15 protein-coding genes are annotated in these 22,789 nt (G+C 42.3%); 11 read left to right on the plus strand and 4 right to left on the minus strand.

Going from position 1 to position 22,789, the window contains the following annotated elements; genetic code table 11:
• The first annotated feature begins 194 nt into the window (after positions 1-194).
• The 11 genes from BUB77_RS12730 (at position 195) to BUB77_RS12775 (ending at position 13,470) form a co-directional block, all read left to right on the plus strand.
• Complete coding sequence (locus BUB77_RS12730; protein ID WP_073276455.1) at positions 195-767, plus strand: GNAT family N-acetyltransferase; 573 nt, start codon at positions 195-197, stop codon at positions 765-767.
• Positions 768-913: 146 nt separating this feature from the next.
• Positions 914-2,560: a diguanylate cyclase gene (locus BUB77_RS12735; RefSeq protein ID WP_073276457.1), complete on the plus strand. Its 1,647-nt coding sequence runs from the start codon at positions 914-916 to the stop codon at positions 2,558-2,560.
• Between the two features lie 120 nt (positions 2,561-2,680).
• Positions 2,681-2,956, plus strand: coding sequence for a metal-sensing transcriptional repressor (locus BUB77_RS12740; RefSeq protein ID WP_073276459.1), 276 nt, complete (start codon positions 2,681-2,683; stop codon positions 2,954-2,956).
• Positions 2,957-3,364: 408 nt separating this feature from the next.
• The gene (locus tag BUB77_RS12745; RefSeq protein ID WP_073276461.1) at positions 3,365-4,507 is read left to right on the plus strand and encodes a hypothetical protein; all 1,143 of its coding nucleotides are present in this window, start codon (positions 3,365-3,367) and stop codon (positions 4,505-4,507) included.
• Positions 4,508-4,574: 67 nt separating this feature from the next.
• The gene (locus BUB77_RS12750) at positions 4,575-5,774 is read left to right on the plus strand and encodes a hypothetical protein (RefSeq protein ID WP_073276463.1); all 1,200 of its coding nucleotides are present in this window, start codon (positions 4,575-4,577) and stop codon (positions 5,772-5,774) included.
• Positions 5,775-5,949: 175 nt separating this feature from the next.
• Positions 5,950-7,005: an AraC family transcriptional regulator gene (locus BUB77_RS12755; RefSeq protein ID WP_073276465.1), complete on the plus strand. Its 1,056-nt coding sequence runs from the start codon at positions 5,950-5,952 to the stop codon at positions 7,003-7,005.
• A 283-nt stretch (positions 7,006-7,288) separates the two neighbouring features.
• A complete protein-coding gene (locus BUB77_RS12760) occupies positions 7,289-9,148 on the plus strand; it encodes a heavy metal translocating P-type ATPase (protein ID WP_073276467.1) in 1,860 nt (619 codons plus the stop codon).
• A gap of 59 nt (positions 9,149-9,207) precedes the next feature.
• Positions 9,208-9,372: a hypothetical protein gene (locus tag BUB77_RS29915; protein WP_170866645.1), complete on the plus strand. Its 165-nt coding sequence runs from the start codon at positions 9,208-9,210 to the stop codon at positions 9,370-9,372.
• A 301-nt stretch (positions 9,373-9,673) separates the two neighbouring features.
• Positions 9,674-11,914, plus strand: a complete 2,241-nt coding sequence (locus BUB77_RS12765; protein ID WP_073276469.1) for a right-handed parallel beta-helix repeat-containing protein — start codon at positions 9,674-9,676, stop codon at positions 11,912-11,914.
• 182 nt (positions 11,915-12,096) lie between these two features.
• The gene (gene udk / locus BUB77_RS12770; RefSeq protein ID WP_073276471.1) at positions 12,097-12,720 is read left to right on the plus strand and encodes a uridine kinase; all 624 of its coding nucleotides are present in this window, start codon (positions 12,097-12,099) and stop codon (positions 12,718-12,720) included.
• Positions 12,721-12,741: 21 nt separating this feature from the next.
• Positions 12,742-13,470 (plus strand): histidine phosphatase family protein, encoded by a 729-nt coding sequence (locus BUB77_RS12775; protein WP_073276473.1) that lies wholly within the window; start codon positions 12,742-12,744, stop codon positions 13,468-13,470.
• Between the two features lie 57 nt (positions 13,471-13,527).
• Here the strand turns inward: BUB77_RS12775 and BUB77_RS12780 are convergent, their stop codons facing one another.
• The 4 genes from BUB77_RS12780 to BUB77_RS12795 all read right to left on the minus strand — a co-directional run bounded on the left by BUB77_RS12780 (position 13,528) and on the right by BUB77_RS12795 (position 22,643).
• A complete protein-coding gene (locus BUB77_RS12780) occupies positions 13,528-15,792 on the minus strand; it encodes a M56 family metallopeptidase (RefSeq protein WP_073276475.1) in 2,265 nt (754 codons plus the stop codon).
• A 12-nt stretch (positions 15,793-15,804) separates the two neighbouring features.
• Entirely contained in the window at positions 15,805-16,173 is a 369-nt protein-coding gene (locus tag BUB77_RS12785; RefSeq protein ID WP_073276477.1) for a BlaI/MecI/CopY family transcriptional regulator, read from the minus strand.
• Positions 16,174-16,618: 445 nt separating this feature from the next.
• Entirely contained in the window at positions 16,619-19,261 is a 2,643-nt protein-coding gene (locus tag BUB77_RS12790; protein ID WP_073276479.1) for a glycoside hydrolase family 3 protein, read from the minus strand.
• A 28-nt stretch (positions 19,262-19,289) separates the two neighbouring features.
• Positions 19,290-22,643: a GH36-type glycosyl hydrolase domain-containing protein gene (locus BUB77_RS12795; protein ID WP_073276481.1), complete on the minus strand. Its 3,354-nt coding sequence runs from the start codon at positions 22,641-22,643 to the stop codon at positions 19,290-19,292.
• Positions 22,644-22,789 lie beyond the last annotated feature (146 nt).

Genomic DNA, 22,789 nt, shown 5'->3' on the forward strand with positions numbered 1-22,789 from the left:
TGTATTTACACAGGTTGTATCCATTTTTTTATTGCAGGGTTCTCTAGTTTGTTCACATTTTTGATTATTCTCTTAAACAAAATATAACAATATGTGCGCTGGGTTAAGTAAACAATTGATTTCTTCAAGGTTTTAGGTTAAATTATTTATAATAATAATATATTAAAAATTTTGAGAAGGCAGCAGAGGCAGCAATGGATAATTTAAACCCAGTTATATTAAATGCAGGCATCTTCCATACTTTAACGGAGGATGTTATTTCCTATAAGGCTCTTGACCTGAAGGACACGGAAAAAATACACAGATATACTTCAGACGAAGAGGTTTCTCGTTATATTGGCTGGAAGCTGATGAGAAATAGAGAGGAAACCTATGAGCATATACAGACAATGCAAAGGAGAGAAGGGGCAGGCAGCCATCTTTATTCTTCCGTTATATTAAAAGCAAGCGGGGAAATCATCGGTACGGTAATGCTGTTTGATTTTAATTTTGATGTAGGCTGCGGGGAAATTGGATATGTATTTCACAAGGATTACTGGGGAAAGGGCTATGGGACAAGAAGTGTTGCCCTTCTTTGTGATTTCGCATTACGAAACCTGAAGCTGCAAAAACTTTATGCCAGTGTGGTGGATGAAAATACCGGTTCTGCCCGTATCCTTATCAAGAATGGTTTTGTATTGGAGGAGCAGGAAAAGGGTTACTATCAGATTGATGGGAAAGCCTGTGATAGGCTGGTTTTTTCAAAAGATTTGAACAGCAAAGTATAAACTACATTAGCACGGTTAAAGTTGGGAAGTATTCGGACCTTTACGGTTATGCCCAGGATTTACAGGATATTTTAGACACTCTTAGAACCAGATAGAAAAGGCAGCAGCTTGACTGCCGAACTAATTATGAAAAGGATGATCATAAGTTGAATAACGGAATTAAAGACGTACCCTGCGGTTATCTGCTGCTTACCCATCAGGGGATAATTGAAGACATTAATCAGAACCTGCTGAATCTACTGGAATATGAGGCTTGTGAGGTAATAGGAAAGCATATTGAGACATTTTTATCGGCTGCCAGTAAGGTTATTTTTCATTCACTATTTTACATGCAGCTGGCTTCTCAAGGAAATGCCGAGGAGATTTACCTGACTTTTCGAACGGAAAATGGTGATGATATCCCGGTTTTATTAAATGGCTGCTTTGCGGCTGTGAATGAGGGTGAATTTGTTGAATGCATCGTAGTGAAAATAACCAAGCGTGATAATTATGAACATGAACTCCAGAAGGTCAAGGAAAAACTGGAGGAGGCCTATAAGCTGAAGGAAGAAGCTCTGAATACGGAAAATAAGCTTCGAAATTTATTTGAAACAATTCTTTTTTCCATACATGAGGGAATTATTGTTGCGAACAATCAGGGAGATATCGTCCTGATGAATAAGCTGGCTGAAAAGTATACCGGCTGGGGAGTGGAGGAAGCTCTGGGGCTTGGTGTAAACAGTATTTTTTGCTGTACGGACATCCAGACAAAAGAGAAAAAGACATACAGCAGGGAAGAAATTTTAAAAAGCAGGGACAGCTATGTGAGGCTGGAAAATCTGGTCCTGACCTCCAAGGATGGGAAAGAACGTTTTATAATGGGCACGACGGCAGCAATTCTTGGAAAAGACGGTTTACCGTCCGGAACAGTGACATCCTTTCGGGATATCACAAAAGAATATTTACAGGAGAAGGAAATAGACAGCTTTCTCAATGTTAACATGGAAATGCTCTGCGTTTATGATACCGAAGGCAGTTTTTATAAAACGAATGTCAAATTTGATGAGGTCCTGGGTTATGGAAAAAAAGAATTGGCGGGGAAAAGCTTTCTTTCCTTTGTTCATGAAGAGGATAAGGAAAAAACCACACAAATATTAAGGGACATTACCGATAAGAGCAAGGTATATGATTTAATCAACCGTTTTCGCTGTAAGGATAATTCCTATAAATATCTGGAGTGGCGCATTCAGCTTGGAACCGGAAAATATGCCTATGCTTCGGCAAGGGACATAACAGCCAAGATGCTCGAAACAGAGAAATTAAAGACCATAGCCATTAAGGATCAGCTTACCAACCTGTATAACAGGCATTATCTTGAAATGATTTTAGAAAATGAAATGCAGAGGGCAGATACCTATAAGGAGCCCTTAACTCTGGCAATTCTTGACCTGGACCATTTTAAGCTGGTGAATGACACCTGGGGGCATCCCATTGGAGACGAGCAGCTTAAGCTGACGGCTGAAATTGCAGGAAAGAGCCTTAGAGCCTCTGACTTTTTGATCAGGTTCGGAGGGGAAGAGTTCGTTGTAATGATGCCAAACACGGATATAAAGGAAGCGGTTATATCATTGAACCGGGTGCGCCAGGCTATCGAAGACAACCGCCATCCCATTACCGGCAGGCAGACAGTAAGTATCGGTGCGGCAGGCAGGCATGAGAATGAATCCTTTGAAGAGTGGTATAAAAGAGCGGATGAGGCCTTATACCGGGCAAAGGACCAAGGACGCAACAGGGTCGTTACAGCTTCCATATAAGCCGGTGCCCTGATAAAACCACGGGCTCTTCCGCCTATGGTGCAAATGCGAATGGTTGACGGAAGTTCCGGCAAATGCTATACTTGTGGCATACCCCTATGGGTATCAGGAGGTGTAAACATGAAACAGTGTATGGATTCGGAAAATCTGCACAGGCGCTTAAATAAGATAACCGGGCAGATTAAGGCGATTGATAAGATGGTGGATGAGGATGTTCCCTGTGAGGATGTGCTGATACAAATTAATGCAGCAAAGAGTGCTCTTCATAAAGTTGGCCAGATCGTATTGGAGGGTCATCTGAATCATTGTGTAAAGGAAGGTATTGAACATGGCGATGCGGAAAAGACCATTGCCAATTTCTCGAAAGCAGTCGAGCATTTCTCAAGAATGTCATAATAAATGGGGCTGTTGCAAAAGGAAGCTCTGCGGAGTATAACTTGCCACACACACCGGTTGACCGATATCTAACATGATTTGTATGCTAAAATCGTACATAAAATGTTCGCTTATAGCATACAAATCATATCATCTGTCTGTCAAACAGTGCATTATGGCAAGTCATACTCCGCAGAGCTTCCTTTTGCAACAGCCCCATTTACAGGAAATTAAGGAAAAATACTGTAAGATTAAAGGATATCTCAAGTAAGAATAGAGGATTGTTTTAATAACGTGTAAGAATAAAATAATAGATGAGTGTAGATATAAGTATTAGACCCCACAGGAATTTAAGGATATTTCCTGGTATTCCTATACGGTTTAATAGGATATCCTCTTAAAATAACGTACAATAGGAGAAAGAGAATTATGAAAAGTAAAAATTTTATGAAAGTCTGGAAGTATGCATTTATGCTAACCCTGATTCTGGCAGGAATGGCATTCAATGGGAAAGTTGTTAAGGCTGCAGACGGGGAAATCAAAGCTGTTACAATCAAAACCGGAAAAGAAGGGCTGGATAACAGTACTTATACTGGCAAGCTGTCAGCCGTAGGAGACGACGGATATGTCAGAGGCTCAGTAATAAAAGTAACAACAGACTGTTCCGGTCTATTACGTTTTCATTATCAGGGAAACAACTCGGATATTGTTTCTATAACCGTTTATTCGGATGAAGGACTTACAAAGGATATTGCGTATACCTCTTTAAATGCTTCTTCAAAAACAGAAATAAGTATGGGATTGTCTATTTCTAAAGCTGGAACATATTATGCATCTGTAAGAACCTTTGAGGAAGAAGATATTGATTTCACGATTGCAGCTGATATCTATTCGTCTGATGATGACAGCCTGACAGAGGGAAAAAGTAAATTGGTTACACTTTTAAGCAATAAAGACAGTAATTTTTATAAAATAACACTGAAAAGCCAGGGAATTGTGAAGGTATATACTACATATGCAAATGGGAAAAAGTGCTATGCGGATGTTGATATATATGAAGCAGCAGGTGGTAAGAAGAAGCTGGTTTCGAAAGGAGAGTCTTTAGCAGAGGGCTCTGTTACCGGCCTGGCACAGGGGACATACTATATCAAATTGTCAAATGGGAGTGATTCCTACTACTCAATCAAATATAAATTTACCGCTATAAATGATAAAAGCGGGGATAAAAAAACAAAAGCTGCCTCTCTGAAGTTAGGAACTGGATCAAAGGGGCTGATTCTAGCTAAGGATACAACCTCAAAGGAAGATTGGTATAAAATTACATTAAATAAGGCTCAGCATGTAACAATAACATTTACTGGAGATGTTACTGGAGACGTAACTTTATCTTTTTATGATTCCGAAAACTATCTTTTTGGAGGACTTTATATTAATGAATATACTGCCAAAGATTCAGCAATTCCTTATGTAGGAAATGGTAATAGCAAAAAATTACCGAAAGGTACCTATTATGTAAAAGTAACAAAAGATGGCAGCAGTACCTCCGGAGCATACTCAATCAAGATTCAATAGAAGTATAAATATAAGAAGGCAGCAAAAAAGCTTATCGAAATCAGCATACATGAAGGAGCGCGATTATATGGCAACATCATTCAGTCAGAGCATAGAGACATCACATGAACGAAGAGAGGAACAGTTAAAGGCGGAGTGCAGCAAAGAAGGAATTGAATTTATAAATATTCAAAATATTTCGCTTCGGGAAGTGGGTTCTTCAAAAGCAGCATTAGGTTCTGCATTAACATCGTTAGTAGGGGGAAATGCAGCATATGATTTTCTTCAAATATATACATTACGCCAAGGGAGTCAAGTCCAATACTATTATCAGCCTTTTAGTGGAATAACGCCTCTTCCGGGACAGCATTTCAAGGTTATACCTGTCTCATTAAAGAATCCAATCCAGTATCGGATCAAAAAAAAGCAAACCTTCACAGAATCACTTTATCAAACCTTTATCAATCGAATTCCTTTTTTTATAGGAAAGAAGATTCGCGTATGCGAATGGCTGTGTGTAGATAAGGCAGAACAGATTAAATTAAAGAGTTTGAAGTTACCATTCTTACGTGAAATTTCACATGTATGGCAAAACGGACTAACCAAAATTGAACTTGATTGGACTTTCCAGGCAAATGCTATAGCTGAGGGATATTCTTTAGTGAGCATGCAAACAGGAAGGTATGGTGCACTTGGTGAAAGAGCGGGACTAAAGCAATTTAAGGATATATGCACTTTTATTTCTCAGCATGGGGAGCATTATTCAGGGGACAGTTCCAATAACGTAATGATTTCAAATACATACTTAGGGTATTTATTTAAAAATAAATTTCTGTCAGATGAACAGGAAAATAAAGATACAGGTGTGCCGGTGTGGAAACCGCAAAATGTAGTAAAGTCGATTATCACTAATTTGATACAGTTCGAGAATCACAAGAAGGTCTATCTGGTACAAAACATTGATGAGAAAAAGATGAAGAATCTTAAGATATGCTCACTTGATAAAAATAATATTGATAAATCCGAGGTAATTGCTGCCGCTGCAATGGATACATTCGGAAATATGAAGAACGCAGCAGTTTTTACGAAAGATAAATTATATATTTCTGATTTAAATTATGAATTATCCCTTAATCTATCGGAAATTCAGGCAAACAAAGGGCTTAAGGGTCTTACAGATTCCTCCCTGGAGCTTGTATTATCAAATGGTGAAGTATCTAAAATAGAAGTCACTTTAATAGGAGAGTTCATGAATGACTTTATGAATGAAATATGTAATATAAACTGATTGTGAATTATTAACAGCAGGAGTAAAGTAATTATTTCTTTCCATACTGCATTAAATTAAGATACGATGAAATAATTTAGTAAGCAGACTAAAAGCAGTATGGCTTTCATTCTCAAATTCTGTTATAATAACTCTTGGTATTTTGACAGCTTATTTCTTTTATCGGAGGAGAGAGATGTACATAAGAGAAGAGGAGTTATTAGATCTGATCCATCAACAGGAGGAAGAGATTAGAAATAAGTTAAAGACGAACATTCAACAGGTTTTGGATGAAGAATTCATTATGAACAATATTTTTCTCAAATTTCTGGACTATATCAAAAGATACCATACTGAAAGAGATACAATGGATATTAAAGAATTTGTAAAGAATAGCGTGGCACCGGTCAAAAAAATAAAAGATTTTGATATCAGCCGGCAGGATTCAACTACTGTCATGTACTTACATAAGCATACTTATATTGAGATAGACTATGTGTATAAGGGGAGCTGCAATTATTATATCAATAGCGAAGAGAACGTATTACATTTAAAGGAAAAGGAACTTTGTATAGTGAATCAAAATGTTGTTCATGGCATTGAGACACTAAGCGAAGAGGATATTGTATTTAAATGCATGATACCCTTTGATTATATTGAAATGGACCAATTTAAAGAAATAAATCAGGATGTCCTGATGAAGAAATTCTTAATGCATGCACTGAATGAAAATATGACGAAGGCTTCTTTTATTGTTTTTGACTTGAAAGGTAAGGATATTATAGATGCATTGATATGCAATATGTTTTATGAATATGTTAAGAATAATATTGGTTGGGGAGGTGCTGTGAAAAACTTCTTATCCCTGCTTTTTATTAATCTCATGCGAATGAAGGAAAGTGATATTCGAATGTTTAAGGAGATTGAAAAGGAGAATTTAAATATTACTAAAATTCTTAACAGCATCCAGAAAAATTATCAGTACATTACTTTAAAGGATATGGCGGAAGACTTACATTTCCATGAAAATTATCTTAGCAGGATGATTAAGCAGAATACGAAGCAGACCTTTAGGGATCTGTTATGCCAGATCAGGCTAAAGGAAGCAGAAAATTTATTACTCCATACAGATTTATCTGTGACGGAAATTGCAGCCAGGGTTGGTTATAATAAACCCAATTATTTCTTTAAATTATTCAAGGATCACTATGGCATAACGCCTATCGAATTTCGGACATCAGGGATGGTATAAAAGTTGTATTTTAAGCCCGTGCACCGCTTACAAGAGAAAAATTAATACTCATTTTTAAATCACCTTGTACCAGCTATATACAAGGTGATTTTTGTATTCATAAGACTATGATGGAACTCCTGTCAATGAAGGGAAGGAGAGTTGAGGGGATTACACTTTGTTCCTCATAGCAAGCTTCTTTTCCAGAACTTCTATTGACAGGGTATACCCCTATGGGTATAATGGCAATATACATATACCCCCTATAGGTATATAAGCGTTGAAAGGAAAAGGAGAGACAAAGTTGATAGAATTTCTAAGGAATGGAGAAAAACGCACCCTTTTATTTTTAGCAGTTTCTTTACCTGCTCTTATTGTAAGCTTTTTTAACCTGGGCAGGCTGCCGGCAGATGCGGCCTGGCTGGCAATAGTACTATGCGGTATTCCAATTATAAAAGAGGCTGTAATTGGTTTGATCACGGAATTTGATATAAAGGCAGATGTATTGGTTTCTATGGCCTTGATTGCCTCTGTTATAACAGGTGAAATATTTGCTGCCGGGGAGGTGGCCTTTATCATGACCATCGGCGCCTATCTGGAAGAGCGGACAGTGGCAAAGGCCAGGGCTGGAATTGAAAGCCTGGTACATATGACGCCTACGGCTGCAAGAGTAATAAAGGAGGGAAGGGAAAGTATCATACCCGCCAGTGAGGTGATGGCAGGGGATATTTTACGGGTGCTTCCCGGAGAAACCGTAGCAGTGGATGGAGTCATTATAAAGGGTCAGACCTCCATTGACCAGTCTGTCATGACGGGAGAATCCCTGCCTGCAGACAAGGGGGAAGGAGATGAGGTATCCTCCGGTACAGTGAATCTATTCGGTTCCTTTGACATGAAAGCTGAAAAGGTAGGGGAGGACAGCTCCTTCCAGCGTTTGGTAAAGCTGGTAGAATCGGCTGATGCCGGCAAGACGAAGATTGTAGGGCTTGCAGACCGCTTCGCTACCTGGATTGTTGTGATTGCCCTTCTTTCTGCCCTTATTACCTGGGCTGTTACAGGGGAGATTATCCGCTCTGTGACCATTTTGGTGGTATTCTGTCCCTGCGCATTGGTTCTTGCTACTCCGACAGCAATTATGGCGGCTATCGGGAATGTTTCAAAGTATGGTATCCTGGTCAGGGAGGGTGACGCCCTGGAAAGACTCTCCAAGGTTAAACGTGTTGCTTTTGACAAGACAGGCACCATTACCTGCGGGAAATTAAAGGTATCCCGGATAAAGGGAACGGATGGCTTAACAGAGGAGGCTTTGCTGAATATGGCAGCCGCACTGGAGCTTCGTTCGGAGCATCCCCTGGGGAAAGCAATCCTGGAGCATTATAAAATGTATGGAAAAGGCAGCCTGGCAGAAGCAACGGAATTCAGAATCTCTGCCGGAAAAGGAGTCAGTGGGTTATATGAGGGAAAGCCTGCTTTTGCCGGCAATGAAGTGTTCATGGAGGAAAATGGAATTCAGCTACCGGAGAAGCTGAAGGATGAGGCAAAAGCAGCAAAGGAAAACGGCAGTACGGTAATCTATCTGGCAGGGGAAGATACCGCTGTTGGTTTTATTGCCCTGGCTGATACACTGCGTCCGGGTATCGAAGATGTTGTAGGGAGAGTTCATAATACCGGCATAGAGACCGCTCTTTTAACAGGAGATGAGAAAAGAGCAGGTCTTTCTATGGGAAAGAAAGCAGGTATCAGAGAAATACATACCCAATGCCTGCCGGAGGATAAGCTTGCAATTATTAAAGATTATGAAAGGGCAGGAGAGGCAGTTTGTATGATTGGAGACGGAGTCAATGATGCTCCTGCTCTTAAAGCAGCCTATGTTGGAATTGCCATGGGAGGAATCGGCAGCGATATTGCCACCCAGGCGGCGGATTTGGTGTTCATCAGGGATGATATTAAGGAACTGCCCCATTTGCTGAAATTGTCAAAGAAAATGATGAGAACTATTCATATCAACCTGGCGGCTTCAATGCTGTTAAATTTCATTGCCATTGCACTTGCAATAACCGGCGTACTGTCACCGGTAGTAGGAGCGCTGGTACATAATGCAGGCTCCGTAGCGGTAATTACCAATTCTGCCTTTCTCTTAAGATGGAGAAAGGAAAAGAATTAGAATAGGAGACCAATTCTGGTAATGCCAGCAGTGTGTTGCAGGCAGAATAAAAATCTGCTATGATTAGGGATTCTTTGAACTGCGGTGGCGGCGGCTGTGAAAACTGTTCCGCCTGCGGGGCCTACGGAGCTATAGACCCATACGAAATGTATCAGCCTTATATCGATGGAATTAAGGAAATAGCAGAGATAACCAAAGAATTCCAGGCTTCTTATCTGCGGTAATATAAATATTGAAGCAAGGGGCAGCTGCAAAATGAAGGAACCCCGGAATGAATTTAAAAGCCATGCATAAATTTGGGAGGAATCCCTTTTTATGCATGGCTTTTATTTGTGAAATAATCAGGGTGTAAGCGGATAGTGTATCAGCCGAAAGAATCATGGACTGTGTGCTGATATAGGTCGATAAAATAACCATGGCTTATATATACGCATGGATTTTAATAGCAGAACATAGTTAGCAGTGAACTTAAGTCCATGCGCAAAAGCCGTAACTGAAAATAAAATTTATTACAGGAGGTAAGCTGTGAAGAAGAGAAAAGGCAGTATGTTCTTAGTTGTAATTATGCTGATTAATTTGTTTACTTTTAACCTGAGTGGGGGAAGCGCAAAGGCAGCTTCCGTATATTATGTTTCTACGGCGGGGAATGACATCACCGGAACCGGTACACTATCTAAACCCTGGAAAACTATACAAAAGGCAGCAGATACCATGACAGCCGGAGATACCTGTATCATACGAGGTGGTATATACCGGGAAACAGTAACACTTAATACTTCCGGAACTTCTGCAAATCCCATAAATCTTAAGGCTTATACAGGAGAGACCGTAACAGTATCCGGTGCCGATCCGGTCACTGGCTGGGTCAATTACTCCGGCTCCATCTATTATGCAGCCATGACAGGTTCCCTTGGAACAAAAAATCAGATATTTGTTAATAAGCAAATGCAATTTGAAGCCAGATGGCCCAATTCAGCAACACTTGATCCCTTAAATTCTACATTTGCAACGGTTGATTCCGGTTCCGCCACGACCATCAAAGACGGGGACTTATCTCAGGCAGCAGGATACTGGGTCGGCAAAACTGTTTGGTGTGTTCCGGGAACAGGTTACAAATCCTATAAAAGCACTATCACAGGCTCAAGTGCCGGTTCCATTACCTTTGATGCAATGGGTATTGCAGCGGCAGCCGGTAACAGCTATTATATTACCGGTAATCTGAAAGACCTTGACAGTGCGGGAGAATGGTATTACGACAACAGTAACGGCAGGCTTTATTTATGGGCACCTGGCGGAGTTAATCCAAATACTTTGACAGTAGAAGCAAAGAAGCGGACTTATGCATTTGATTTAAGTTCCCGCTCTTATATCAATATTACCGGAATTAATATCTTTGCCTCCAGCATTAAAATGTCTGATTCTAATTACTGTAAAGTTTCTGGTATGACTGCGGAATATGTCAGTCATGATTCGGATATTACCAGCCAATACAGTACAGGGATATTTATGTCCGGTACCAATAATGAGCTTAGAAACAGTACTTTGAGCTACAGTTCCGGTAATCTGGTGAGTATACAAGGAACAGGAAATAAGCTAATTAATAATCTTATCCATGAAGCGGATTATTCGGCAGCGGATATCCCGGCAATCTATCTGCTGGGGTCAAACCATCTAATCAGTCATAATACGGTATATAACGCTGGACGTCATCTGATATTTATGCCTGTCCAGAACAGCCGGATACAGTATAATAATCTGTACAATGCAGGAAAGCTGACAAGAGACTGCGGAATACTCTATGAATTTGCCTGGGATGGGCAAGGGACCGTAATTCATCATAATTACATTCATGATAATCTGGCAAAGAATTATTCCGGCAGTGGTATCTATCTGGATAACAGTAGTAAGGGCTATATTGTGCATCACAATGTCGTATGGGGAAACTATACGGGAATTAGGTTGAATACACCAAGTAATTTTAACCTGATTTATAACAATACCACCTACAGTAACGGAAATGTGGGATATTGGGGAAGTGATTTTCAGACAGATATGTATGGTGACAGGATTTTTAATAACATCTTTACTACAGCCTTTACACTGCCAGGGACACATAAAGAGGGAAATAATATTACTTCGGGAACCAACCCCTTATTTGTAGATCCTGCTGCCTTTAATTTCAGGCTGCAGGCAGCTTCTCCGGCCATTAACACTGGTGTTGTAATACCAGGAATTACGGATGGTTATATTGGTTCTAAACCGGATATTGGGGCTTATGAATACGGCGGTACCGACTGGAAGGCAGGGTATAATTTTACCGCGCCTCCTGAACCGGTCTTTGAGAATATCAGTGTACTTTTTGATAATATCGTGAAGCAGTCAGGGTTTGAGAATGGAATAATCTCCCCCTGGGTCACAACACATTCAGGAACTGCAGCTTGCGTATCGAATTCAAGAAGCTGCTCTAAGAGTGTGAGACTGGGGACAGGGGAAGATGGTATCAAGCAGGTTCTTACGGGGCTAAGTCCTAATACCAGCTATATATGTACTGCCTGGGTTAAGGCAGATACGGGAGCGCAGATTCAGATTGGTGTCAGCGGCTTTGGAGGAACAGATGTAACTGTAACATCTGCAAGTACCTCCTGGACAATGGTAAGCATTCCTTTTACTACCAAAGCAGGTGCTGCCAGTGCAACTGTGTATGCTTACAAGAAGTCCGGTACAGCATTTGTTTATGTGGATGATTTTGGGGTAGTTGAACAATAAAATAGAATTCATTTGGAAGGATGGCCATTTATTGCAGAGCCACGATAATTCGTTTCTGAAACAGCATCATCGGTTTATTCATCCTATTAGTATCCCAAAACGAAATAAGGGATTGATTTTTAATACCGTACTGTAGTAGTATAGTGTGAGGATAAGAACAGAAAAGCCAGTTGGAGGAACGAATGAAAGATATTGTAGTTATTGGTGTTGCGGGAGGCTCTGCTTCCGGTAAGACAACCGTTGTTAACCGTTTGCAGAGCAGTTGTAATGACCGTGTGGTATTACTAAGCCATGATTATTATTATAAACCATTTTCAGAGCTGTCACCGGAGGAAAGGACAAAGATCAATTATGACCATCCGGATGCCTTTGATACGGAGCTTTTAATTAAGGATATCAGGAAGCTAAAGCAGGGAATTGCCATTGACAGGCCGGTGTACTCCTATATTGAGAATACCCGGCTGAAGGAAACGGTAAGGGTAAATCCTGCAAAAGTCATTATTATTGATGGTTTCATGATATTTGAAAATGAAAAATTAAGAGAACTGATGGATATTAAGGTCTTTGTGGACACCGATGCCGACGAAAGGTTAATCAGGAGAATCAAGAGGGATGTTAATGAAAGAGGAAGAAGTCTTGACTCTGTCATTAACCAGTATACTGAGACGGTAAAGCCCATGCATGAGCTGTTTGTAGAGCCTTATAAAAAATATGCCGATATCATTATCCCAAGAGGCGGCCTTAACGATATTGCCATTGATATGCTGGTTCACCGAATAGAAGCTATAGTGGAAGAGGATTTTTAAATAGAAAAAGAGGAAGTAGGAATGAAGCTAATAATCATACGTCACGGGGACCCTGACTATTCCATAGATTCCCTTACGGAAAAAGGCTGGAGGGAAGCGGAAATGCTTTCGGACAAGGTTACTGCTATGAAGGTGAAGGAATTCTATCTCTCTCCCCTGGGAAGAGCGAAGGATACGGCATCCGTTTCTTTAAAGAAAATGAACCGCGAAGGCAGAGTGCTTCCCTGGCTCAGAGAGTTCGAGGCTCCTATTATCGATGAAAATACTGGTACGGAGCGTGTGCCTTGGGACTGGCTTCCGGCAGACTGGACGAAGGTTGAGGAATATTATGACAGAAATCTCTGGCACAAAACACCGGTCATGCAGGCGGGACATGTTCAGGAGGAAGCATTAAAGGTCTATGCAGGTCTGGATGAAATATTAAAAGAGCATGGCTATGTGCGTGAGGGCAGGTTATACCATGCTGTCAGACCAAATAACGATACGATTGTACTGTTCTGTCATTTTGGAGTTGAATGTGTAATGCTGGGACATCTGTTGGGTATCTCACCTATGATTTTATGGCATGGGTTTTGTGCTGCTCCAACATCAGTGACAACTCTTATTACCGAGGAGCGCAGAAAGGGAATTGCCTGCTTTCGTATGAGTTCCTTCGGAGATATTTCGCATCTGTATGCCGCAGGTGAAGAGCCTGCTTTTGCGGCCAGGTTCTGTGAAACCTATGACAATATGGAAGAACGCCATGATTAAAATAAATACAGCTTCGGATGGAGAAAATCCGGAGCTGTATAATAATTAATTGTTTTATTATTCTGTAATAATGTAAGGCTTTATAGTAACATTTTCCAGGCCAAATTCTTTCTGGTATGCTTTCAGGTTCTCTTTACTTAGTGAGATCAGGTCCGAATAATTACTGTAATGGTCCATTATTTCTTTTGCCAGGCCCGGTATCTTCTTGCCGGAAAGCGGCAGGACGCAGTAAGCTTCTATGGAGGATTTAAAGTAACTCCCGTCCGCTGCCTGTTCATACTCTGTCAGGGTGTAACTGCCGTCCTTTTCTTTGCGGAAGGTCATAGCGGATGGTGTAACACCGCCTCCCATGTCCATTAGCTTCTCTCCGTTTAGAATATAATAATGAAAGAGAGTGGTGGCAAATACTTTTAAGGCATCTCCTTCTTCATAATATCCGAAAAGATGAGGAGAAACTATGGTAAATCCCGGCTTCTGATTGGGGTGCATTTTCGTTTCTGTTTCATAGACAAGCTTTAAGATCTTGTTATCTCCCTGGTATGTAAAATCAGGAAGCGCGGTTTGGGGTTGAATATAAAGATATCGGTACCACTCTCCAGGGGTAGTATTTATGTCCTTTTCATTTGAACGGTCTCCCAATATATCTTCACACAGGTACATCATCAAATATCCCTTTAAGGTATCACCTTCACCCTTGTAAAAACAGGTAAGCATATAATAAAGGGCTTTTTCTCCATATTTCCTTATGTTTTCACATTCTTTGGGATGTTTTTTCAAATAATCCGAGGGGTTGCTGCTTTCAGCAGGGGAGTTCATAATCGTGCTCAAATTCTTCTCCACTGCATTGGCTGCATCAGTATCCGGGTACAGCAGGGTAAGCAAGGTGTTATAATCCTTTAAGGAAATTTTGAAACAGAAATTGCCCTTAACGGACTGGAGGTAGGGTATTCCATCTGACTGATACAGATAAAATTCAGAGGGAGTGCTGTACTTGCCATATAATATTGTTATCTCCCAATGCTTCTCCAAAGCTTTGACATTGATACCTTCCTGGTAGGTAGAGGAAAGATACATATTTAGGATTAGTTGGTCTATCAGTTTCATTGTGTCCCTGGATTCAATGTCTGTGGTCATTACGAAATTCATGTTCCGAACATATCTTTTAATCTGGTAGGATTCACCTGCCGGAGACTGGCTGTCAGCACCAGTGGGATTTTTTAAGGCAGATTGATTCCGGGCTGTTTCCTTCTCCGATGCCATGCTGCCTGCTGTGTTTTTTTCTTCTCTTACTGCCTGGGCAGCCTGTGGCTGCTCTGTATTTTTATCTGCCAGGGAAGTCTTATCCGATTGGGGATTGGTAAGGAGAGTTACTCCCGTCATAAGTATAACAGTAAGCAGGAGGGAGGATAACCAGAGTACTGGCTTCTTATAATTCAGCACATTTTTAATCCGGGCTTTTAATCCGGTTTCAGTAAAGGCTAACGGCGGCAGCTTTCCCAAAGCAGTGTTTTCTTTCTTAAGGCTTAAGCTTAAGAGTGAATAGGAGTAATCTGCTTTAATACCCTCACCAAGGATTCGAAGGACTGCTTCGTCACAGCTCATCTCCATATCCTTTTCCATCAATCGGAAGGAGAGCCAGACAAGTGGGTTAAACCAATGAAGGCATAGGGCAATGTGCCATAATAATTTAAAAATGTAATCAAACCTTTTTATATGGGTCTTTTCATGGAGCACAATGTATTCCGTCTCTTCTTTTGACAGGTTAACGGGAAGGTATATTTTAGGGGCTAGCAGGCCGAATACAAAGGGGGATTGAACTTCCTCTGACTGATAAATATTATCCTGTATCAGGCAAGCGGTGGATAAGCGTTTCTTTAACCGGAAATAGGAAAAAAGAGTACGGGCAAAAAGCAGTACGCCTGCGGCTATCCATACAAAGGCAGCAAGATATAGAATTTCCTGCATGGGATTTAGGCTTTTGTAAGGAGTAGCAGCAGGGAGGGACTGGTTCACGGCTTCGGTAACAGGCGGGAGGTATGAGCCGACCTCCGGGACTGCCTGATAGCCGATATCATAGGGAACAGGCTCCATTACAGATATTTTTACATCGTCCTTTTCAAACAGGCGGAATACACTTAGGGTACTTTCCAGGGTAACGGGACACAGGAGGCGGAATAATACCAGGAACCACAGCAAATAGGAGTAAATCTTCGGAGCCCTCTTTAAGGGCAGGCGAAGCAGAAATACTGCCAGTATGACCACGCAGGAGGTAAGGGACATATTTAAGATAATATGAAACAGGGAAAAAAGCATGTTTACCATAAATACCTCCTATCAGGTTTTTTCCTTATAACGGTCGATGAGTCCCTTGATTTCCTCAGCCTCCTTTTCAGAGAGGCTGTTATTTCCAAGAAAGGCGGTGATGAACTGGGGGAGGGAGCCTCCGAAATTCTTCTGCATTACCTCACGACTTTCATATTGCTGTACTTCCCTTTGCTTTACCAGAGAAGTAACAATGGAACCTTCATTTTGCAGGATTTTTCGGGTACACAGCTTCTTTAGTACCGTATAGGTGGTAGTGCGCTTCCAGCCCAGTAGCTGTTCTGTTATTCTGGCTAAATCACCGGATTGTACAGGCTCATGGTCCCATACAATACAGGCAAAGCGGTATTCTGCATCATAGAGCTTTAAATTCTTTTCCATTTGGCTTTTTACCTCCTATTGAGTGAATTTATAGTATGGATGGCATTTGTGCAAATTGCTGTCTATCGCGCTAGACTATAAGATTATGTTAAGTCTATCATGATAGACAGGTATAGTCAATAATAATTTGATGTAACTTTGAGCTTGACCCAATTTTGCGGCGTACTGGGGATGCATAGCTGTTAGTGTGAAAATTAAAAGCTATCTTCACACACAAGATCGTACCTGCGAAAACCTCGGCCCAATCCTGTGGCGTATGGGTATGCATAGCTGTTAGCATGAAAATTAAAAGCTATTTTCACACACAAGATCGTGCCTGGGAAATCCTCGCCCAAATGCGGCTTATTGAGAAGGCATAGCTGCTAGTGAGAAATGAATGAAAAAAACACTATGAGCTTGGGAATTCTCATAGTGTTTCTTATTAAGTTTTTTAATATGACAATTTTTAGAAATTCTCCCAGTAGTTTTTACAGCTGTTACTGTCCATAACATACTTAAGAAAACGCAGGGCAGATTTCTTTAAATCAGAAAGGGTCACGCGCCCTTCCTCATAGCCCTTTAGAACCTGCTTAATTACCGGAGGTCCTCCCGGCATGATGACATCGTTGCCGGCGGCAATGGCATCGGCACCGTCTACTACAATGTCCATGTCACCCCAGTCAGTTACTACAATACCATCATAGCCCCATTCTTCTCTTAAGATACCTTCGCAAAGATCTCTGTTACCGGCTGCAAATACTCCGTTTATTTTATTAAAGGAGGTCATAAGGGTTGACACCTTGCTGTTTTGAACGACCATTTCAAAAGGCTTTAAGTAAAGCTCTCTGGCGGCACGCTCCTCTACGATGGAGTCCAGGGCATCAAAGGAATTCTTGGTGCTTCCTCTGCGGTAGGTTTCCTGCTCATTCAGTGCAAAGTGCTTCGGACAGGTGGTAATGCCTTCCTCCTCCGCACCAAGGGTGATGGAAAGGCCGCAGAAGCCGGTGTGCCTTGGGTCCTCGGAATAATATTCAAAGTTACGTCCTCCCACAGGATTTCTTTGAAGGTTTATTCCCGGTGCCAGCCAGCTGTCTACATTTTGCATGGCTGCTTCTTTTGCACAGGCAGCTCCGAATTCTTTCAAGAGCTCTTTGCTAAAGGTGCAGGCCATGGAGATTCCCGTAGGCCAGGCAGTCATCTGGACTCCTGCGGGGCCGTCCTTATAAAAGACAGAAGGAATGCCGTATTGGGGGAGGGCAGGTGATATATAACCGGCAAAGCCTGTGGGGTGGGTGGAGACAGCAATATCCGTACCGTCCTCATATTGGATGGTAGAAGAGTATATGCCTCCCATACCTCCGAAGGGAAGTCCGGGGCCGTAACCATTCAGCAATACGGCCAGCTCTTCCACAGTCAGCTTGTCAACCAGCTCTTCCAGGGTAAGAAGACCGTCTCTGACATACTTTAAGGTGCCTGATTCCAGGGAAAGGGAAGTTGAGGTCCTGCTTTCATAGGAGGAGGTAGCCGTACAGGTTTCTTTAGAGTTATCTTTCTTAGTGGTATTAAAATCTATAGGAGTGGTATTAATATCTTTCTGATTGATATTAAAATCTTTCTTTTTGATATTAAAATCCTTCTGCTGTAAAGTCAGGAGACAGGGAGCCTTCTGTTTTTCCTCTTCCTCACCCTGATAGGAGTAGGAGACTGCTCCTTTGCTGCTTAAAAACGTAAGCTTGCTTTTATTGGCAGGGGAGATTGACAGCCTGTTCGTAAGCTGGGCAGTTACAAGGGTTTCGGCAGCCTGAATCTTACCGATGACCTGTGTATTTCTGGAGGAGCTGCCGAGCCGGAGGAAATACATGCCCTCTTCAATGAGATAGGCAGCGTAGGCTTCATCATAGCTTGCCAGTTCCTTTAAGGGAAAGGTAAGTGTAAGCTCCTCGGTTTCACTCGGAGCCAGTTCCTTTGTCTTTGCATAGGCGAGCAGCTCCTGATAAGGCTTTTCCAGGTGAAGGGAAGGGGCGCTGACGTAGAGCTGTACAACCTCTTTTCCGGAATATAAGCGGCTTTTATTTGTGACCTTTACCTTTATCAGAAGGTTTTCTCCTTCTTGAATGGCACCGGTATTCTCTATGTGAAAATTGGCATAGGATAAGCCGAAACCAAAGGGATACATAACCGGTATGTTAAAGGTGTCAAAGTAACGGTAGCCTACATAGATACCCTCTTTGTACAGGGCAGCCGGACTTTTGGCAAAGCCTGTACTGTGGTTATCCGCGGAGGATAATCCAAAATCCTCATAGGTCAGGATAGTCTCCGGCTCGTCCTTATTGGTAAAGAAGAGGTTAGAGGAGGGGTAATCCTCATAGGAATAAGCAATAGTGGAGGGAAGCTTGCCGCTGGGGGTGGTCCTTCCGGTAACCACATCTGCAAGTGCGGCAGCTCCCTGTTCTCCTGCGGTACCAAGGAACAGGATAGCATGTACGGAAGGGTAGGATTGTGCAAGGCTTAAATCAATAAAGCCATTTACATTTAATACCAATACCACCTGGCTAAAGTGTGAGGCAACCTTATGAAGCAGTTCCTTTTCGGATTCCGTAAGGTAATAATCCTCTTTCACACGGCGGTCGCATTCCTCACCGCCGGAGCCGCGGCCGAGAATCAGAAAGGCAGTGCGGGAGGAGGGGATGGCTGCGATCAACTCTTCGGGAACGGGAAATTCCACGGCAGGAGCCCGGTATTTTCCAAAGATTTCATAAATCAGGCCGCTGTTTAGAAGCTCGGTAAATTTAGCACGTTCTTCCTCCGGGTCAGGAGCATTCTGGCGCTCCCGGTCCAGGGAATTCCGGTAAAAGGTTTCAAGCTTTTCTTCCAATAAAAGGCCGGCTTTGCTAAATTCTTCAGCTATAATAGTTGTTTCGTCAGAAGAGGTAGCACCGGAGCCGCTTCCTCCGATAAGAGTATCGAGCTGTGCACGTCCAAAGACGGCAATTGGGGCAGCTTTTGCCAGGGGGAGAAGGGAGTTATCATTTTTAAGCAGTACGATTCCTTCAGCAGCCAGCTTTTTTGCCAGAAGCAGCCTGTCTTCTCTCAATTCATAGGTATTCATAAGCAGTTCCTTTCTTGTAAAGCCTCATTTATGGAAGCTTTACAAAAATATCAATTTGGTTGGATGCGTTCTCCAGAACTTTTCGGTCTATTTTTAATCCGCCTTCACGGTAAGGATTGGACAGAACCTCACCGGTAACGGGAGTACCGCCGATGCTCACAGTAATTCTGCTCTGTAGGTTCTGGTATTCCTTTTCATTGGAGGACTTTACCATACGATAGCAGAAGGTTACTTCCTTTTCAAAGCAGGTATAGGTGAGCTTAAGTCCGTCAAGACTATCCGAAAGCACAGGGTCAAGCACAAGGGAATCGGGCAAAAAGCGGATGCCTAAAATATTGGATACCAGCTGGTTCAAATAGATTCCGGGGCCGCTGGAATACAGTCTCCAGCCTGCTTTTACAGGAATGCTTCCACTTTTAAGCTTATCAAAGTTCTCTGCAAAATCATAGCGGTCCATAAACATTCCGTCAGAGCTGCTGAAGTACATATTGCTCTGCCTTAAGCAGGCAGTAGGCACGGAAGCTTGTATCTGGATGGGATTAATGGTAAACAGGCTGTCCCAGGCGGTGTTGCCGTCACCGATTTTTGCGCAGGCTTCCAGATAACGGATATGGGCATGAGTATATAAAAGGCTGATTTCTCTTCCGACATTGGCCGCCTGTTCAGCTCTTTTAAAGAGCTTGCTTACGCCTCCGCTGTAACGGGCAGGGCGGCTCATAAGATGAACGCCATCAGGGAATTTCAACTGCTTCTTAATTGTCTGCATGTTGGTCTGTGCCTGGTCCGGGGAGACCAGTTCCGCTATAATGCTGCGGGTCATGGGAAGAAGGCGGTATTTAATTCCGGTTTCGGTATCAAGAGGGTGGAGCATGTATTTTATATCCCTGTTATCATACAGCACAAAGCCCGGTATGATGTCATCCTTTATCAGCAGGGATTCAAAATCGGCAGCGATTTTTTCGGACCTTTCCGTGAGCTTCTTTGCAAATTCCTCATCAATATCCTTCAGTGCGGCACCAAGGCGTTTTAGGGTCTGGAAAGCAAGGGCTACTGTCCAGGAGCTTACAAGATGCTCACGAAGAATGGGGTCGACCGGCTGCAGGGTATCATCCCAGTCTCCGCCGGCATAGGTAATCAAGCCGGTATCTCCGATAAAACGCTCCAGTATTGCTTCAAAGGCACGTTTTATATGAAGGAGAAGGGAAGCCTTTTGGCCTTTTTCATCGGAATAAGGAATTTCCTTCTGAAGCAATGCATAATCGCCGGAAGCCTCCAGATAATCACCAATGCACTTAAGTGGCCAGAATACTACATCGCCGTGGCACTCACCGGCATCCATTGTATAGCGGTCAAACATAAACCACTGAGGCCATTCTCCGGTAGAATGGGACTGGTGGGAGAAGATATTTAAGATTATCCTGCCTGCCAGCTCATAGTTCTGGGTCATCAGGAAATATTCCATCGGTCCCTGGCATACATCCCTGGTTCCCCAGGCTGCACCTCCGGGCTGTTCCAGTCCGTGGGGAGAGGAGAAATGAATCATGGCATTATGGGTGTACCACCAGGAAGTCTGATTCAGAATCTCAATGCGGGCGTTTAATTCTTCCTTATCCGTTTGAAGCTGGAAATCTCTGTTCAACTGCTTGTAATACTGATTAGCAGCGGCTTTTTCTTCCTCGAAATCCAGGGAAGGCGGGACTTCTGCCTGGCCGGCTGTGAAAGAACCCCTGATAATACATTTAAAACTTCCGGTTTCCTTTATTTTAATCGTTAAGAAGCTATCATCCCTTGAAAGGCCGTCTTCGAAGAAAATCCGGTCATCACCGGCCTGCCATTGAGCTCCGGTAAAGAGCATATCAAAATGGAGGTCGGGGTATTCTGTTGAAATATCCGCAAAACGTAAGCCGCCAGGAATTTCAGTATAGGTCAAATCCTTTGCGTGTTCGTTCTCCCCAAGTACCAGCTGGTTCGTCAGAATAAAGTCATATTGCTTCGCCTTAAGACTGGTAACCTCTAAAACTGCAAAAGGCTTGTGAGCGGCAGTATAGGAGGTGATGCTTAAAAGGTCATCCTCGATGACATAATACCATCTTGCATAATTCATGCCCATCTCAAAAAGTGCTGGCAGTGTAAGCAGGCGGTAGGTGCCCTGAAGCTTTACATACAGATGCTGGCCGCAGTTTTTCTGAATATTTATAAGGCCTCTCGGTGTGGACAGGAGCTTGTGGAAAGAAGTATTTCCAAGAACTGTCTGACCGTTGAATAAGCCATACATATAGGCTGTACTTGACATGACACCTTGGTCTTGCTCTTCCTGCTCCTTTGCCGCATCGCCCTGCAGGGTATCCGGGCAGGTGATGAAAATGGTGCCGTGGGGGCGCTCCGTACGAAGCTCCTTTTCCTTTGTTACAATGTGACTGTGGTCCTTTGTAAAGAAGGAGAGAAGAGTATCCTTTTCATATTCCTCCAAAGTACGGGAGGGAAACAGGGAAAAAATCTTTTCATTGGACAGAGAAGGGGAAGAATAAGGAGCTCCGAACTCTGCCTTAAGGGTAACTGCAGGGCAGGTTACATACGTTTCTTTTTTCAGGGAATTATAGGCGGCATTTATTTCCTCATCAAACTCAAGGGTACTAATTGCTTCCGGATGATCTTCCTTTGCAAGTCCGTAAAAGAATACTTTTTTAAGGGAATCCAGCTTGAATTTCTCTGTCTGAAGAGCAGTATAGGAAAATTCAAACTGATAGTTCACATCCGGTAAGTCTTCCGTAAGGGCTGCAGGAATATCCGTATCCTTATAGGAAGTCTTAAAAAACTGCATGCCGTCTGTGGAATAATGAATGATCTTACTGCCGATGCCGCCCTGTCTCAGATAAGGAAAGACACCGCCCTGGTCCTGATTCTGCCTGGAGCAAAGGGTATAGCCATTCTCTGTCTCAAATACACTGTGTCCCAGATACTGTGCTGCATATAGTTCATTGGTAAGCACGCCTCCCTGGGAAGCCACACCAATGTCCTGACCATAGAGCAAATCTACGGTTTCGCCATTACCAGCCAGTGCAACCTCCCAGAACCATATTCCCTCTATGGCATAAAAAATTACTTCATAGGAAATATTCTCGATTTTTCCGGTATAAAGAAGAGAATTATCACTTTTCTTTAAGACTGAATGGGAACGGATTCCTAAAAGAGGATGTGCGATGATAGAATTCTCTTTATATATTCTAAGATATATGTTATTGGGAGAGCCATCTTTTGAATTTCCGCAGAATTCATTTAACATAATGCCGTTATGGTTAAATTCAAAAATATCACCTGTGGGCAGAAAGCGGTAGCTTGTTTTGCCCGGCTTAAATTCAATTAAGTTATCTAATAAGTTCATAACACGGAGTCCTTTCTTTAAAGATGATAAATTCATCAGTTATGAAAATGAAAAACTAAAACTGAAAACGTTACCACTTTTGTAGATTATTGAAAACATTATATCCTTGCTTTGCGAAAATGTCAATGAAAAGAACGGGCTTTTGA

Origin of the sequence: Anaerocolumna jejuensis DSM 15929, from assembly GCF_900142215.1 — a bacterium.
In the GTDB taxonomy this organism is placed as follows: Bacteria; Bacillota; Clostridia; order Lachnospirales; family Lachnospiraceae; genus Anaerocolumna; species Anaerocolumna jejuensis.